The 16466-nt window shown below is 59.5% G+C and carries 9 protein-coding genes and 5 pseudogenes; 10 read left to right on the forward strand and 4 right to left on the reverse strand.

All coding sequences use genetic code 11. From position 1 onward, the window contains the following. Positions 1-851 precede the first annotated feature (851 nt). Positions 852-1676: a methyltransferase domain-containing protein gene (locus tag MESS2_RS00430; RefSeq protein ID WP_008872020.1), complete on the forward strand. Its 825-nt coding sequence runs from the start codon at positions 852-854 to the stop codon at positions 1674-1676. A gap of 1653 nt (positions 1677-3329) precedes the next feature. Here the strand turns inward: MESS2_RS00430 and MESS2_RS00435 are convergent. From MESS2_RS00435 to MESS2_RS33160, 3 genes and pseudogenes are all read right to left on the reverse strand, one after another. Next, positions 3330-3734 (reverse strand): annotated as a pseudogene (locus MESS2_RS00435) (IS6 family transposase); the annotation flags it as partial. Positions 3735-4141: 407 nt separating this feature from the next. Next, positions 4142-4735, reverse strand: a complete 594-nt coding sequence (gene pmtA / locus MESS2_RS00440; RefSeq protein WP_008872025.1) for a phospholipid N-methyltransferase PmtA — start codon at positions 4733-4735, stop codon at positions 4142-4144. Between the two features lie 153 nt (positions 4736-4888). Beyond that, positions 4889-4996 (reverse strand): annotated as a pseudogene (locus tag MESS2_RS33160) (ABC transporter ATP-binding protein); the annotation flags it as partial. 829 nt (positions 4997-5825) lie between these two features. Between MESS2_RS33160 and MESS2_RS00445 the strand changes: the two are divergent. The 9 genes and pseudogenes from MESS2_RS00445 to MESS2_RS30465 all read left to right on the forward strand — a co-directional run. After that, positions 5826-6861, forward strand: a pseudogene (locus MESS2_RS00445) (ABC transporter substrate-binding protein). A 31-nt stretch (positions 6862-6892) separates the two neighbouring features. Continuing rightward, positions 6893-7771 carry an ABC transporter permease gene (locus tag MESS2_RS00450; protein ID WP_008872030.1) on the forward strand — a complete coding sequence of 293 codons (879 nt, stop codon included), beginning with the start codon at positions 6893-6895 and terminating at the stop codon, positions 7769-7771. Continuing rightward, the gene (locus MESS2_RS00455) at positions 7747-8493 is read left to right on the forward strand and encodes an ABC transporter ATP-binding protein (protein ID WP_040591678.1); all 747 of its coding nucleotides are present in this window, start codon (positions 7747-7749) and stop codon (positions 8491-8493) included. Before MESS2_RS00450 ends, MESS2_RS00455 begins: the two co-directional genes overlap by 25 nt. Positions 8494-8543: 50 nt before the next feature. Continuing rightward, entirely contained in the window at positions 8544-9890 is a 1347-nt protein-coding gene (locus MESS2_RS00460; protein ID WP_008872032.1) for an LLM class flavin-dependent oxidoreductase, read from the forward strand. Between the two features lie 658 nt (positions 9891-10548). Continuing rightward, positions 10549-11235, forward strand: a complete 687-nt coding sequence (locus MESS2_RS00465; protein WP_040591679.1) for a B3/B4 domain-containing protein — start codon at positions 10549-10551, stop codon at positions 11233-11235. A 61-nt stretch (positions 11236-11296) separates the two neighbouring features. Further along, a complete protein-coding gene (locus MESS2_RS00470) occupies positions 11297-11935 on the forward strand; it encodes a LysE family translocator (RefSeq protein ID WP_008872035.1) in 639 nt (212 codons plus the stop codon). A 17-nt stretch (positions 11936-11952) separates the two neighbouring features. Next, a pseudogene (locus MESS2_RS00475) lies at positions 11953-12216 on the forward strand (dihydrodipicolinate synthase family protein); the annotation flags it as partial. 1478 nt (positions 12217-13694) lie between these two features. Further along, positions 13695-14153 (forward strand): NUDIX hydrolase, encoded by a 459-nt coding sequence (locus MESS2_RS00485; RefSeq protein ID WP_244439824.1) that lies wholly within the window; start codon positions 13695-13697, stop codon positions 14151-14153. A 194-nt stretch (positions 14154-14347) separates the two neighbouring features. Next, positions 14348-14889, forward strand: a pseudogene (locus tag MESS2_RS30465) (IS6 family transposase); the annotation flags it as partial. Between the two features lie 4 nt (positions 14890-14893). On the opposite strand, the gene glmM reads toward MESS2_RS30465, so the two are convergent. After that, positions 14894-16246, reverse strand: a complete 1353-nt coding sequence (gene glmM, locus MESS2_RS00500) for a phosphoglucosamine mutase (protein WP_040591682.1) — start codon at positions 16244-16246, stop codon at positions 14894-14896. Positions 16247-16466: the final 220 nt, after the last annotated feature.

Genomic DNA, 16466 nt, shown 5'->3' on the forward strand with positions numbered 1-16466 from the left:
CGCTCGCCAGTTGCGTCGCGTCTACTAACCGGCGGTTGGCACCCTTTAGCCACGGCGGGCTTTCGGTTGGCGAGTGTATGGTGGCGCTTTGCTCTTAAGGAGAGTAGGATTTCCCGGTCGCCCATACCTTGGTGCAATTGAGCGCTTGAGAGCGAGCAACGTGCTTTCGCCTAATCAGGGAGAAGTACGATGCAGCATCTATATTCCAGCCTCGTCACTCACTATGAGAAGGCGGTGTCATTCCAAGACACAGTTGTCGAGCATGAGCGCCGGTGCGGACATATCCTCCCGGAAAGCGAAGCCCTGCTAGAGACTCTGGCCGAGAATTTGGCCGAAGCCCGCCGCTCCCTCGATCGCGTGACGCACAGTCATCACAAGCTCACCGGCCAAGCGGCTGTCTGGAGGCCGAAAGAAGTTCTTCCTCGTCCCTCACGCCGGCCATATAATTGGCCATGATCCGAGACGCGAGTGCTTCATGTTGCTTCTTCGATTGAGCCCCAACTTCAGCTGATCGAACACGCGGCCAAATAGCGCCAAGTCAGAGGGGAGGAACACACCCGCTCTCTCGGCTTGTCATAGATCCGCATGACACTCCCCCTTCGAAAGATCGCCGGTGGTGCCCCCAAAGATCGCCTGAGGGGGCTCCCCGGACAGAACCCCAAGCGCATTTGTTGGCACATTGCGTGGGAAGATCAACAAGTTATTTCGTGGAACGATGTCATGGCAAATCTGCGCTGTATCCTTGATTCCATCGTCCGGTTGCTTGTTTGACAGACACGCGCTTATGATGGCTGCTTGAAGCGCCGACCGGGCCTTTTGCCGAGCGGCTCGTCGTGCGGGTGGGGTACGCTATGGCCCAGCAGGAGCAGTGGCAGCTGGAAGGCAGCGCCGCGGAACTCTACGAGCGCTACCTGGTCCCGGCAATCACAACCCTGTGGGCTGCCGACCTGGTGGATCGCGCTGCGCCTCTATCTGATGAGCGGGTTCTGGACGTAGCCTGCGGCACCGGCGTGGTGGCACGCTCGGCCGCCGAGCGAATGGGAAGTGGGCAGGTCGTCGGCCTCGACATCAACACGGGCATGCTTGCCGTTGCTCGATCCCTCCCGACAGGCGCTGGATTGCGTATCGACTGGCACGAGGGAAGCGCGCTCGAAATGCCGCTCCCTGACTCCACCTTCGATCTGGTTCTTTGCCAGCTCGGGCTGCAGTTTTTTCCGGACCGATCGAGTGCGCTACGTGAGATGTTCCGGGTTCTGATGCCTGACGGCCGGTTGGCCTTAAACGTTTTCAGCGCTATTGAGCACACCCCTGCGGCAAAGGCGCTGGCGGATGCCCTGGATCGACACCTCGGTCCAGGCGCTTCGGCAACGAAACGGTCCGAGCATTCACTTGCCGATGCGGACGAGCTTTACCGATTGGTGACTGGGGCGGGATTTCGTCAGGTGACCATCCACACGACGACCCAGAACATCCGATTTCCCTCGTCAAAGGAATATGTGCGACTACAGCTGGCGGCGACTCCGCAGGCAGGGCTGGTCAGCGGAATGGATGCCGGACACCGCGACGCAGTCATCGCAGCGATTATGGGTGATGTAAGTTCTTCGCTGGCAATCTATTCAACTGGAGGGGAGCTGATGTTCCCCCAAGAGGCTCACGTCGTGCTCGCACGCAAATAGCGCAGCTGACGCACGCAACGCAGGAATGTTTGGTAGAGATTTCTGAGCGGGGGATCGGATAACTGGCTCGCAGGAGGCCCCCATGGCCTCTCTTCGATCCTAGCGCGCGTCTTGATCCGTCTTCCGTCCCACAAACATTCCCACACGATTGTCGAATGATTTCAATTTGGATGAAGGAGATATTACATCCTTTATGACCCATGAGAGCGACTAATTGGGCACACATGTTCCGCAAACGGGCACAGATGTTCGGTTGCATGTCTCACAATCGGTGGTTTTGATCCTTTTGCGTAATGGGTCTGCTATCTTGCCGGTGGTGGAAGGCGGGCACATACCATGCATTGGACATGGAGTTGGTGGCTCTTCGTTGTCGCGCTAATCGTGATGACGTTCATTTCCTTGCTGGCTGGCGCGGCCTTTGCGTTCATAATAACTGCCGTGGTCGGTTTCCTCTTCTGACCCTTGAACCGTCTTTAACTCCGCGCGAATAGAAGCGCCTGGCGGAAAGCATAGGGAGGCACACACGTGGGCAAGCCCGACCCGAGGGACGAAGGCATAGACGCATACTGCCTAAAGCCGCCCCGATCGGCCTGCCCTTATCCCCTATTGACCAAAAAGCGACGCTCTTGGCTGCAAGGTTGGGACGGATCCAAGCGATTGATGAAGAGCAGCAGGAGGCATGGTCGTTTCTGCGATCCATCCTGCGAAGCCCAAATTAGCGCCCGGCACGGCAAACGTGCCGACCAACCAAGCAACTTCGCGCATGCCCTCGTAATACCTAACCAGATCGTCAAGGACCTCGATAAGAAGGGTGTCACAGACGGATTTGATTTAAATCGCAGATGATCTGGGAGAAATCCGGACCCCGGCTTGTCTTATAGGAGAGCCCCTTGCTGACGTCGCCGGCCGGCCTCGGTTGGCAATGCAATAGGGTTTCATGGTGCGCCACCATGAAAGATCGCACGTTTTCTCAATTCGCCCGACATCGGGAGCCCGCAAGTCAATCTGATCGGATGGTCCGCACATTGAGGTAAGGCATGGCGCTAGGTGCGCCACGCTCATCGACAAATCAATCGCTGGCCGTACCGGCTATGGTCGGCGCAGCATCGCTAAATGGCTGTCTTTCGACACGCCACCCGACCGACGCAGGACGGCGTTGAACACGACGTCACCTTATATTTCGAGGCGTTTCTCAGCCAGTGCCGGAGGATGGCAATCGCCTCGGTTGGCTGATGAAATCGTCCGCTCGCGCATGGCAGGTCGAAGCAATTCCTGGCGAAGAGAAGCCAGGCTCATCATCAAACAGTAGCTGGAAATCCCATGGCTCGGATGCCATGAATGATGGGGCGGGTTCATCATCCGTGGCTACCGCTCGTGCGGCAAGGGTTCCCTCAGTCGCTCTTACAGCTTCTGCCGATCGGCGACGAGGTCGTTGAGGTGCAGCGGCTGTTGGGTTTCGGGCCGCTGCTCGTCCGCCGATCGTTGAACCAGCTCGCGCGTGCCGTCCACCACGAAGACGCCGCAATCAACACCGTTGTCCTGCTGTGTCGGACTGTAGGTCGCCCTGGCCTCGTTGCCGCTATGCGCCGGCAAGGCCGCCAACGTTATGCGCAACTGCGCGCCCCAGGCCGACGCCATCTTGTGCGGCGCGAACTGCTCGATCCGATTGTTGAGGTACTTGCTCTTGCGGATGCGGATCGGCTTCAGCGCTCGTCGCGATCAATTCCGCAGACGGTGTTCGGCGTCGCAGGAAATGATCGCCTCATGATTGGTCGGGCTGCCGTCGATGACGATGCGATCCGGTCTGCCGTGGCGCTCCAGGGCCTTCCGGAAGAAGCGCTTGGCTGCCGGCAGGTCGCGGTGTTCGCTGAAGAAGAACTCGACCGTGTCGCCGACGCCGTCGACGGCACGATAGATACATCCATTGGCCGCGTATCTTGATGTATGTCTCGTCCATGTGCCACTTGCCGGTGACGGCGCGCTTGCGCCCGTTGAAGCGCTCCCGAAGCTGGGCGAGAAGTGAACGACCCAGCGGTGCACAGTCGGGTGCTGGCAGGAAGTCCGATGCGCGGGCGTGGATGGATCAAGGCGTTGCGTCAGGACGAGGCTCGGCAGGTGCGTGCGCGCATTGCGGAACTGGAGCGCGACCTCATAGCGCCCACACCTCAAGGACGCCATCGACGTTTCGAAGCCGGACATGAACTTCGCTGCGAAGTTCCGCCTGGCGCGTCTCAAGGAATGCATCTCCGAAATACCGGAGAAACATAGGCGTTAGCGGAAGCTTCGCCGCTCTCAATGCTTGTAGCCGAACATCATCTCTCTGCTGCGATCACATCGATCCTCAGAAAATGCGGATTGGAAGGCGGTCCAGCTAGGGCGCGAATGGCTGGCCCTAGCACCAAGTTCAGTCGGCTTTGCAGTCCTGTACAAGGATTCCGAAGCCACCTGCGCTCGCGTCCCTGTGGTCACACTGCTCGTCGATAGGTCCAGAGTTGTGCGGGGGGAACATTGCGAACGACGAAATCATAGTGAGAAACGATGTACCGGTCGGGCATTTTGAGCACCGGTGACAGAAGACCGTAGGTGATTTGGATCACAGGTCGCCCGGCGGGGATTCGTGCGAGCAAATCCTCGAGCAGTGTGAGGCGCTGTTGCATCGGAAAGCTCAACATCGGCACTGCGCTTATGACACAATCGAACTTTTCCCGGCGCTCCCCCAGAATTTCTTCCAAGGCAAACGCATTGCCCAAGCGGAAATCCACTCCCGGAAAGCGTCGCACCAGGCCGTCATAGAAATCCTTGGAATATTCGACCGAAGTCAACCGATGCGGTTTGATGCCTCTTTCCAGGATGGCCCTGGTGATGACACCAGTCCCGGCACCAATCTCCAAAACCGGCAATCCAGAATGCGGGTTGACCACACTGGCCATGCGGCGCGCCGCATGGATCGACGTGGGCATGAGTGCGCCCACACCTTTCTTATCCTTCTGCCAACATTTGAAGAATTGCACTTCTTCCTCAAGTTTCTTGCCAAGTCGCTCTTTCAATCGAAAGACCATATCTGCTCCCTTCTCCCGATCCGAGTCGGAGCGACTTTTTGTCGAAGTTTCGCTATATAAACAAGCCTGACTCACAGGGATGAATGCCGCGCTGGAGGCGCGAAACGCCCGCGCCGGCTGACACGCCTTTCCATGATGACGTTTTCTCGCTCAGATGCGCGCCAGGTCTTCCTGTATGGAAATCTTGGTCATGGCCTCGAGAGCCCCTCGCGGCTCGTCGAGCAGCCGTATCTCGGGCTGCACTATCAGCGCCCGCGGGACCCACGCAGGTTCTCATCTGCTGCGCGCTTCGCCAAGCGCACAGCAGACAGCGAGGCCGCTACGGCCGCGAAAAACCCGCGACGGCGGCTCGATTCCGGGACCGGTCCGCCATTTTTGGCAGGTGATCCGTGCAAGTGCGTGGCGTGGATCACCCCAACTATCTCGTGGCCGTCCCATTGCCAACGTCCTCTTTTCAACCGGCCGAGCCTCCCAGTCGCCGGATCAATGATGACGATCCCCTCTGAATAGTTTTTTGAAGAGCCTGACGGTGCCGTCTTACTGTGGTTCCGGCTTTGCCATAGCCTTCTCTGCCGCGCAGGCGGCAAAGTGCTATGACTCTACCGTGCATTGGCCTTGGAAAATACGACGGCTGGACCACAATAATGAGGTTTAGGCTGAAGACTTTTCAGAGAAACCCCCAAAAAGGAAACAGCAGCTCTTCCGGTCCTTACGAGCCCGGCCGTTCCTATCGGCCGGTAATCATCGCAGGCCATAGTGCCTGTCCTTCCACGACCGGAGCCGAAGCGATTTTTCTGCTAGCAGCTTCACGCTGGGTCCTGTTCCAAGCCGAACTCGCTGGCAAGGCGCATAGGGCATCAGGAACCGCTTTTGGCGACGACGTGAGTTGGCGCCGGTCAGAACGCGACCTGCTCTGCAGCGCCCTAAGCCGCCTGTTGTTGGGCGGCGCGTGCTCCGAATGAGCATTCGAGGCGAACAGCGTTTCCTTTGGGTGGCAAAGAACAGCACCTGATACTTTTATAGTCTACCAAATCGCTGGACATACTAGCAGCGAAATTCGGAGCCTTCCCAAAACTGGAGCAAGACGATGGTGTTAGCTGTGGAGAGATTTTCAAGAAGGAGGTTTGGTGGGTTCGTGACCGCGTTCGCGGTAGGCTTGGTCGCTTCCTTCTCCCCCCTCATTGCCCAGGCGGGTAGCCCGGACGCTGGCAAACTGCCGACCAAAATCCCGGCGGGCACTGTGCTTCGTATCGGCGATCCCGAGACGCAAAGGGCCCTGGAATTATCGGGGCTGATCGATCAACTGCCGTTTGAGGTCGAATGGGCCAATATCAGCGGCGGTCCACAGACAATCGAAGCTTTTCGCGCCAACGCATTGGACGTCGGATCCGTTGCCGACATTCCACCCATCCACGCGACCTGGACGGGGCTCAAGGTCAAGATCATTGCCGCGAAGTTCCGCAAGGAACCGGTTGCGCACCCGATTTATCAACTCGGCATTGCACCGGGAGTCGAGGTCAAGACGCTCGCGGATTTGCGCGGCAAACGGATTGCTTTCAGCCCCGGTCAGGCACAAGGCGCGCTGGTGTTGAGGATCCTGCAGGCCGCCAGCCTGGAAAAGGAGGATGTAGATCTCATCGAACTGCCCAGCGGTGGCACTTGCCGGCAAGCAAGTCGACGTCGCGCCGATCTCGGGCGTCCTCATCAAGCGCTATCTCCGCCAGTATGGCGCCGACGGCGCTGCCACCATCCCGCACGGCTTGCGCGATGATCCAGCCCATCTCTATGCCCCACAAGCCGTGCTTGACGACCCGGCCAAAGCAGCCGCTCTCGGCGAATATGTGCGCTACTGGGCGCTAGCCGCCCGTTGGGTGGAAGAGCATCCCAAGGAGTGGATCGAGGGATACTACGTCGCCACCCAGGGCCTCAACACAGAAGATGGCCAGTATCTGGTCGACGCTGATGGTCGGTTCGACATCCCCTCCGACTGGAACGACGTGATCGTGCGCCAGCAGGCGACGATCGATCTCCTGGCCAAGGAGTTGAACAAGCCCGCGATCAAGGCCGAGGACCTGTTCGACAGGCGCTTCGAGGCGATCGCCACAAACTCGCTGAACGCTTCCTGACGCCTCCTTTCCGAGACCGGAGACGACACCGATGAACGCATTCTCCAACACCGCCGCAGTTGCCCCCGCCTTTCCTGCCGCATCGGATGAAAGGTTGTTGATCCCGCCAGCCGTGGAGCCCCGCAAGACCGGGACGAGGCGACTCGCACTTGGGCGAACGATCCCGTTTGGCGCGCTGATCGGGCCCGCACTTCTTCTCGTGATCTGGTCCATCGGCAGTATCGCCGGCCTGATCGATCCAAGAACGCTGCCGGCGCCTTGGTCGGTTATCGGCACCGCCATCGATCTCATCGCCGAAGGGAAGCTTCAGCATCATTTGATGACGTCTGCCTGGCGGGCAGCACAGGGGCTGGTGTTCGGAATCCTGATCGGGACCATCCTTGCTCTCATTTCAGGTTTGTCGCGGCTTGGTGAGGCCATCATCGACGGCGCTGTTCAGATCAAGCGGGCGATACCGACGCTCGCTCTGATCCCGCTGCTGATGCTGTGGTTCGGCATCGGCGAGGGCATGAAAGTAACGACCATCGCGCTGGCTGTCCTGATCCCGATCTATATCCAGACCCACAGCAGCTTGCGCAGCATAGACAGCCGTTATGTCGAACTGGCCCAGACCTTGCGAATGGGCTACGGCGAATTCATCCGCCAGGTCATCCTGCCCGGCGCCCTTCCAGGGTTCTTCCTTGGCCTGCGTTTTGCGGTGACCTATGCCTGGCTGTCTCTGGTGGTGGTGGAACAGGTCAATGCCACCAGCGGCATCGGCTACATGATCGATCTCGCACGCAACTACGGCCAGACCGACATCATCATCGTCGGCCTCGTCGTCTACGCATTGCTCGGTCTAGCCTCCGACGGCATCGTCCGCTTCTTCCAGGAAAGGTCCCTGTCATGGCGTCGCACCTTGGCGGATTGAGCGGCGCGCCGGTGGTGCGGGTCGAGAGCCTTGTGAGAAGTTTCGGGCCGCGAACCATCCTCGACGGCCTCAGCCTCGACATCGAGAAGGGGGAGTTCGTCGCCCTTCTCGGCCGTAGCGGGTCGGGCAAGAGTACATTGTTGCGCGCGCTCGCCGATCTCGACGACAAAGTCTCCGGCTCCGGCCGACTCGAAACACCCGACAAGAAATCGGTGGTGTTCCAGGATGCCCGGCTGTTGCCATGGAAACGAGTGCTGGAGAATGTGGTTCTTGGCCTCGACCTGCCGGAAGCCGCCGAACGCGGACGGGTAGCTCTCGAAGAGGTTGGCCTGAGCGGCCGCGAGAACGCGTGGCCGGTCGAACTCTCTGGTGGCGAGCAGCAGCGGGTGGCATTGGCGCGCTCGCTGGTTCGTGATCCTGAGCTGCTGCTAGCGGACGAGCCGTTTGGCGCGCTTGACGCGCTGACCCGCCTGCGCATGCACGATCTGCTGCGCCAGCTCTGCGCCCGTCACCAGCCGGCCGTGCTGCTGGTTACCCATGATGTGGACGAAGCCGTAACGCTGGCGGACCGGGTTTTGGTGCTCGACAACGGCGCGATCGCCGCCGACATCGCGATCGATATCCCCACGCCACGCGATCACGGCGATCGCCGGTTCGGCGAGATCCGCTCCCATCTTCTGCGTCATCTCGGCGTCGAGACAAAGCCTGTGTTGCCCGTCTGAACGGCCCCCCAAGACCTGTCGCTCAGCATCACCACCCAGGAGGACGAACTATGCCCGCCGAAAAACGACAATTGAATCTCAACCTTTTCATCTATCCTGGCGGCCATCATGAAGCCGGCTGGCGCTACAAGGATTCCGCCCCTGAGAGAGTGCTGGATATCTCCTATTATCAGGAACTGGCGAAAAAGGCCGAGGCGAGCAAATTCGACGCGCTGTTCTTTGCCGATGGGCCCGCGCTTGCCGACAACATTCGCTACGCAAGCCGCTTCAGACTGGAGCCGCTGACATGGATTTCGGCTCTCGCTGCTGTGACGGAACGCATCGGCTTCATCGCCACGGCTTCGACCACCTACAACGAACCCTACAACCTGGCCCGGCTGTTTGCTTCTTTCGATCATTTGAGCGGCGGGCGCGCCGGCTGGAACATCGTCACGACGGGCGATGCGTCCGCAGCTTTGAATTTCGGCTTTGACCGACATCCAACCCACGCCGATCGTTACGAGCGCGCCGGCGAGTTCGTTGATGTGGTGACGAAGCTCTGGGACAGTTGGGAGGACGACGCGCTCGTCTCGGACAGGGAGTCCGGAATCTTTGCCGACACCGACAAGATCCACCCAATCAACCACATCGGCAAATACCATCGGGTGAAGGGACCGCTCACGCTTCCGCGCTCGCCGCAGGGGCGTCCGGTCTACGTCCAGGCAGGTTCGTCGCAAGACGGACGGTCATTCGCAAGCCGCTATGCCGAGGCGATATTCACAGCCCATCAGACACTCGGCAACGCGCAGGAATTTTACGCTGACATCAAAGCGCGCGTGAAGTCGGTTGGCCGCAACCCTGACCACGTCAAGGTCTTGCCCGGCATCAGCCCCTTCATCGGTTCCACCGAGGCGGAAGCCCGCGCGCTGCATGACGAGTTCAATGAGCTGACGCAGCCGGAATATTCTCTTCACCAGCTACGCCGCATCGTAGACGCCGACCTTTCCAGCTACGATCTGGACGGGCCATTTCCGCGTGAGCTTATCCACGTAGAGGGCGAGCGCGGTGCGAGCAGCCGCTTCCACGTCGTCCTCGACATCATCGAGCGCGAAAATCCAACTATCCGCCAGTTGCTCCACCGCCTCGCCGGGGCGCGCGGCCATTGGGTCCAGGCCGGGACGCCCGAACAGATTGCCGACAAGATCCAGGAATGGTTCGACAATGGTGCCGCGGACGGCTTCAATATCATGCCACCCTATCTGCAAGGCGGGTTCGCTATATTCGCCGAAGAGGTGGTACCGATCTTGCGCAAGCGCGGACTTTTCCGGCACGACTATGACGGGGCAACGCTGAGAGACCATTTCGGTTTGCCGCGCCCGGAAAATACGTTCAGCCGGCCGCAAAAGGCGACCGCCTGAGCTACCTTCGCATCGGGCATTCAACCTAAAAGCGTTACGCCAACACCATTATGGCTTCCTGCCGGGCCATCGTCCCAATCTGTCGCGATGCGTGGGTAAGGCGGTGTTCATCGCCTTTCGCCAGGGGGCCGTTGGAAGTCCGCTGACGCGACATCCCCGTGGCAGAAATCGAACTTAAGCGGCGGCCTCCCGGCGGTGCTGTTCGACGGCAGAGCCATCGCACGAGCTGCATAGGCTGAGAGTTGGCGCGTGGCCATCGCCGAACCGTCGGCCGGGGTGACCTGGCTCGGCCGCCCTGCGGCCGCAACCGACGCTTTCCGTCCCTGCTGCCCAGACATAGCCCTCCGAAATGAGTTGGTCGAATGCGGCGGTCACAGTCTCCTCGAAACACCCAGTTCTTCCGCAAGCGAGCGACTTGAAGGTAGAGCGTCACCGACACCGTCCTCACGCCTCGATCTGCTTGACCAAGGATTGATAAATTCGACGCGTCGCTCCCGTCCTGCGAGAACCCTCCTTATACTGGACCAATGAAAATCTCCAAAAGTGGCAGTTTAATTTGGGCCAGCCAACTGCAATGTTAGCTTGTAGTCAAGGAAGCGATCGTCACTGGTCGCGCGGCTCTTGGATTGCTTGCGCTTGAATTGATGGAGTTGCCTGGATGTTTGAGGGTCCCATCATCGATGGTCGAATTCAGAATATTGCATCGGGATTTAGAGCCGTGAGCGTCCACTTCGATGCCACTTCAGCTGCAGAAGGACATTTCGATCCTCGATTGCTTGCTGAAGCCTGCGATTGCGTGTTGGCGGGTGGCCCGGCTTGGGCAGAAGCTCATCTGGTGAGTTGGTCCGACGCCTACGTCCTCTTTGGCGCGAAGCCTAACCGCACGCCGTGCTCAGCCCAGGCCCTCAGAAAGCGGGTTCTGAAAGACGGCACCCTTCCCACGATCAACCCAGTCGTCGATCTCTACAACGCTGTCAGCCTGAAATACGCAATCCCGGTGGGCGGAGAGAACCACGACGCCTATGTCGGGCGACCCTTCCTGACGATCGCGGACGGGACCGAGACGTTCGACACTCTGATGAACGGGGAGGCAGTCGACGATCCTCCTCTATTGGGAGAGGTCATCTGGCGCGACGACATTGGCGTCATCTGCAGACGCTGGAACTGGCGACAAGGAACTCGAACCCGCCTGGAGGCCGCAACAGCCCGGATATGGTTCATATTGGAGGCGTTGGAAACCATGCCCGACGAAGCGCTGGCGGAGGCGACGGATGCCCTGGTCGGAGGGCTGAACGCGTTGATGCCGGGCTGCAGGATCGTCAGCCAAGCTATCGCCATCACCTAATGACGTTCCGGTCGAGCGGTCGCATTTATTGATTTGAATGAGAATTTCAAGGGCTCCGAGAATGAATGTCGATCTCCATCAGTTGCTCATTGTCTTTGCTGCATATGTCATTGCCGCGGGAAGCCCGGGCCCCAGCAACATGCGCATCATGGGCGTGGCGATGGCTCGCGGCAGAGGTGCTGCGCTCATGCTCGCCTCGGGCGTCGTCAGCGGCTCGATCTTCTGGGGTCTGATGGCCTCGACCGGCATCTCCGCCCTGTTGGCCAGGTACGCCCAGGCACTGCTCGTTCTGCAGATTTTCGGCGGCCTCTACCTGCTATTCCTCGCCTTCAGGGCGGGACGGTCGGCGCTTACGTCGAACGAGAAGCTGGCGGCACGCGCGTCGGCCGACGAAGTCGCTCTTTCACGGGGTGAGCTCTATAGAAGGGGCTTCTTGATGCATTTGGCGAACCCAAAATCCGTGCTGGCATGGATCGCGCTCGTCACGCTGGGGATCGGCCCGAATTCGTCGTGGCAGAGCATCGCGGCGATATTGGGCGGCTGTGCCGTCCTAAGTGTCACGATCTTCTGCGGCTACGCCATTGTCTTCTCCACACCGCCGATGGTGGCTCTGTATCGCCGCTGTCGCCGCTGGATCGAAAGTCTGCTGGCGATCTTCTTCGCGTTCGCCGGGCTGCGCATGCTGCTTTCCCGTATGTAGTTTCGGAAAGATAGATGATGACTTTGTTTCGTGGCCTGTCGGCGTTCCCCCTCACGCCAACCGATACGGAAGGGCATGTCGACACCGAGGCACTGGCTCGTTTTCTCGAGCGCATTCACCACGCGGGAGCAGACTCCATCGGGCTGCTCGGAAGCACGGGCGGCTATGCTTACCTCACGAGGGAGCAAAGGAAGCGTGCCGTCCAGGCTGCCGTGGAATGCATCGGCGGCAAAACGCCTCTTGTCGTGGGTGTGGGTGCATTTCGTACCGACGAAGCTCAGCGCACAGAATTCCTGACAGTCCCCAGCGAACACCATGCTTGATTCCCGGACTGCGGATACCAAAGCCAAAGGCGCTTTTGTCATTGCCCAAGTGACAATCCAATACGCCAACAGAGAAATCATGCCCCCCGAGCACTCCGACCTTCCAGCATTTCTGCAGCGAGACCCGAACCTGCCCCCTTCGCAGATACAACGCCACCAAGGTTATCGGAATACCGTTGAAGAGGTGAGCCCAGAAAGTGTAGCTTTCTGCGCTTTCGGCAAGACGGGCGCCTAAACCATCTACGACCGTATATCCGGCGATAAATACGCCCGTGCCCACCGCATACAGCATTGCTTTTGGTTCCCGGAAGCCTCCCGCGCCACGCGTCACGGTTAGGCTCATGATACCCAGAGCGATAACAACAACCGAAAAGCCAGCCTGCATGGTCAGTGTTTCACCCACGATCGCGACGGAGATGAACGCTACGACCAGCGGTGAGCAACCCCGAGAAATGGGGTAAACGTGGCTCAGACCTCCATAACGATATGCATTGATCAGAAATACGCAGTAGGCAGTATTAAGCACACATGAAGCCCAAATATATGGCCAGCTTGACTGCTATCATGACTAGCCTGTCGGCATTCACCTTGACCAAGGCGTTCCATGCCGCATGCAAAACAGCCGCGCCAAACACCATCGCAAACACTCCCGTCGTCATATCAAACTCCGTGTTTGGTAGTGTCCACCCTAGTGTCCATCTCGGCTCGTCTCGGTTTTAGCAACTAACTCCTGCAACGTAGCGGGTTGTAGGAGGTTTGCGACAAAGCCTTATTCGACCTGGATTGCCGGCCATGACGACGCGGATCGCCACTGCAACGTCGGCGCCAACTCGTCCGCTCGGCCGAGGCGCGCGGCGGCCACTGGGGCGACGTCGTCGATGAGTTGCGGCCACACAAACAATCGATCTGGCAGAGTTGGTCGATTGCCCAAAGGTTCTTCCGTCACCTGAAGGCCTGATGGGATACCCACGGGCATCGTATGGCGCCTCAGGTAAGCGAGCGCCTGTCGGAGGCAAACGCCAAGGGCCACGTCGGAAATGCTCGCTACGCCGGTCGACTAATGCCCAGTCGCCTCATTTCCCGATAGACAGTCGATCGGCCGAGACCCAATGCCTGCGCTATACAGGCGGCGTGGCCGTTGCACGGGCGAAACGGAAACGCTTTGCGAACTCTCGATCTGGGGAACTTCAAGGGCAAATCGTGACCCTGAGTTGCCCTTCATATTTCGCTGCCTTATAGCTGCCATTCACGGCAAGCAGTACGATTGACTCAAACGAAATTGACTGAACGAAGATCCTTCACGCCTTGATTGAAGATTGGCAGTTTTGCGTGCAAAGACGACGTCGGAGTCGTCCAAGAACCCAGCTGTGGCTATCGCCAAAATTTAGCCTGCTACCGACAATACGGGCTAAGGTTTTAGCGAGATGGATGGCCGGTTGAAGAATAAGAAGCTGGAGAAGCGAGCGCGCCGTGGTACGCCCATCGCACAGGTTGCCGCATTGCCTTATCGCCGCACTGCAGACGGAGACGATGAAATCTTGCTGCTAACGTCTCGGCAAACGGGCCGCTTCATCTTGCCCAAGGGGTGGCCGATGAAGGGTCGACAAGACTGCGAGGCTGCAGCTCAGGAGGCGGGTGAGGAAGCCGGCGTAGTGGGTACTTTGCATGAGCAATCCGTTGGCAGCTTCCATTATTGGAAGCGATTGAAGGACACGTTTGTCCCGGTAACTGTTGAAGTATACCCGCTTTATGTGCAGCAGGAGCTGGATGAATGGAAGGAGTGGAAGTATCGAAAACGGGGCTGGCTTAAGCCCCATCAAGCAGCACTCCTGGTCGACGAACCTGAGTTGGCTGCCCTACTGGAATCTATAGCGCCTGAACTGGCTTGTTTCTGAACGCTAGGATAAAACATGCTCAATTGCCTGGCTCACCCGCATCGCTCTCAACGAGGCGCTCCGGCGAGCGCGAAAGCGTCGGCCTTCCGCTGAACTGGCGGAACTGAATGATGGAGGCTCGGTGGTTCTGTCGCAAACGGAATGGCAGCCATATCTGGCACGAAGCCCTCTCTTTTTCGGGGAGCGCGCTTGTTATGTTCAAAGGCTGTCATTTCGACCGATCAGTGATCTTGCTGTGCGTGCGCTGGTATCTGGCCTACAATCTCGGCCTGCGCGTCCGGAGGAGATGATGGCCGAACGCGGCCTGAACGTCGACCATTCGACTGTGCACCGCTGGGTCGTCCACTTCTCGCCCCAGCTTCTGGAGCGCTTCAACGGGCGCAAGCGCGCCGTCACCGGCAAGTGGCACATGGACGAGACATAATCAAGATACGCGGCCAATGGATGTATCTATCGTGCCGTCGACGGCGTCGGCGACACGGTCGAGTTCTTCTTCAGCGAACACCGCGACCTGCCGGCAGCCAAGCGCTTCTTCCGGAAGGCCCTGGAGCGCCACGGCAGACCGGATCGCATCGTCATCGACGGCAGCCCGACCAATCATGAGGCGATCATTTCCTGCGACGCCGAACACCGTCTGCGGAATCGATCGCGACGAGCGCTGAAGCCGATCCGCATCCGCAAGAGCAAGTACCTCAACAATCGGATCGAGCAGGACCATCGGCGCATCAAGCGCCGCACGTCTAGGCAGCGGTCTTGATCTCGGCCATGACGCCGACGATGTCGTTCACCACCGTCTCGACCAGCTTCTGGTCGTCGCCCTCGGCCATAACCCGAATCAGGGGCTCGGTGCCGGAAGGCCGGATCACTAGGCGGCCGGACTTGCCGAGCCGGTTGCGGGCATCCTCGATCGCGGCCTTGACGGGTGCTGTCTCCAGGGGCTCGCCACCGGAAAAGCGCACATTCTTCATGAGCTGCGGCACCGGCTCGAACTTTTTGCAGATCTCGCTGACCGGCTTGTTCTGGCGCTTGATGCAGGCCAGCACCTGCAGCGCCGAGACCAGCCCGTCGCCGGTGGTGGAGAAATCAGACAGCACGATATGGCCGGACTGCTCGCCGCCGACATTCAGCCCATGCGCGCGCATGTGCTCGACCACGTAACGGTCGCCGACCTGGGTTCGGTGAAGTTGCAGGCCGGCTTCACCGAGGAAGCGTTCGAGGCCGAGATTAGACATGACGGTGGCGACGACGCCGCCGCCTGCCAGGCGGCCGCTCTGATGCCAGGATTCGGCGATCAGCGCCATGATCTGGTCGCCGTCGACGACAGCGCCGTTCTCGTCGACGATGACCATGCGGTCGGCGTCGCCATCGAGCGCTATGCCGATGTCGGCGCGCACTTCATGAACCTTCTTGGAGAGGCCCACCGGGTGCGTCGAACCGCATTCCTCGTTGATGTTGAAGCCGTTCGGCTCGTTGTTGATGGTGATGACCTCGGCGCCGAGTTCCCAAAGCGCTGCCGGCGCCACCTTGTAGGCGGCGCCGTTGGCGCAATCGACCACGATGCGCAGGCCCGCCAGCGACATGGACCGCGGCAGAGTGCGCTTGGCGAATTCGATATAGCGGTCGTGCACGCCGTCCACGCGCTTGGCGCGCCCGAGCCCATCCGCGTCGGCCAGCGAAATGTCGACATCCTGGTCGAGCAGCGCCTCGATGCGCATCTCGATCTCGTCCGACAGCTTGTAGCCGTCGGGGCCGAACAGCTTGATGCCGTTATCGTAATAGGGGTTGTGCGAGGCCGAGATCATCACGCCGATATCGGCGCGCAGCGACCGCGCCAGCATGGCGACCGCCGGCGTCGGAATCGGCCCCAGCAGGAACACATCCATGCCGGCGGCACAGAAGCCCGCGACCAGCGCGTTCTCGATCATATAGCCCGACAGCCGCGTATCCTTGCCGAGCACGACGCGATGGCGATGGTGGCCGCGCTGGAACGACAGGCCGGCAGCCATGCCGACCTTCATCGCAACTTCGGCGGTCATCGGAAATTTGTTGGCCCCTCCCCGGATCCCGTCCGTTCCGAAATATCGTCTCGTCATCTTACTCGACGTGCCCATATATGATTCACCCAAGTTTCGCCTCGTGGACATTCCCACAGGCAGCCAGTGTCCGAGTGACTGGCCGCTTGCCACTCCGCATCTTCTTTGCAGGATACCATGATTGTCAGGACGAAAGGTGTCCTTAGCTCACAATCTGGGGTGAGGACAAGAGCTGTACAAAATCTTGCGCTAAGCCCGAACGGATCGTGAAACTCATGCG

The sequence above is a fragment of the Mesorhizobium metallidurans STM 2683 genome (assembly GCF_000350085.1).
In the GTDB taxonomy this organism is placed as follows: domain Bacteria; phylum Pseudomonadota; class Alphaproteobacteria; order Rhizobiales; family Rhizobiaceae; genus Mesorhizobium; species Mesorhizobium metallidurans.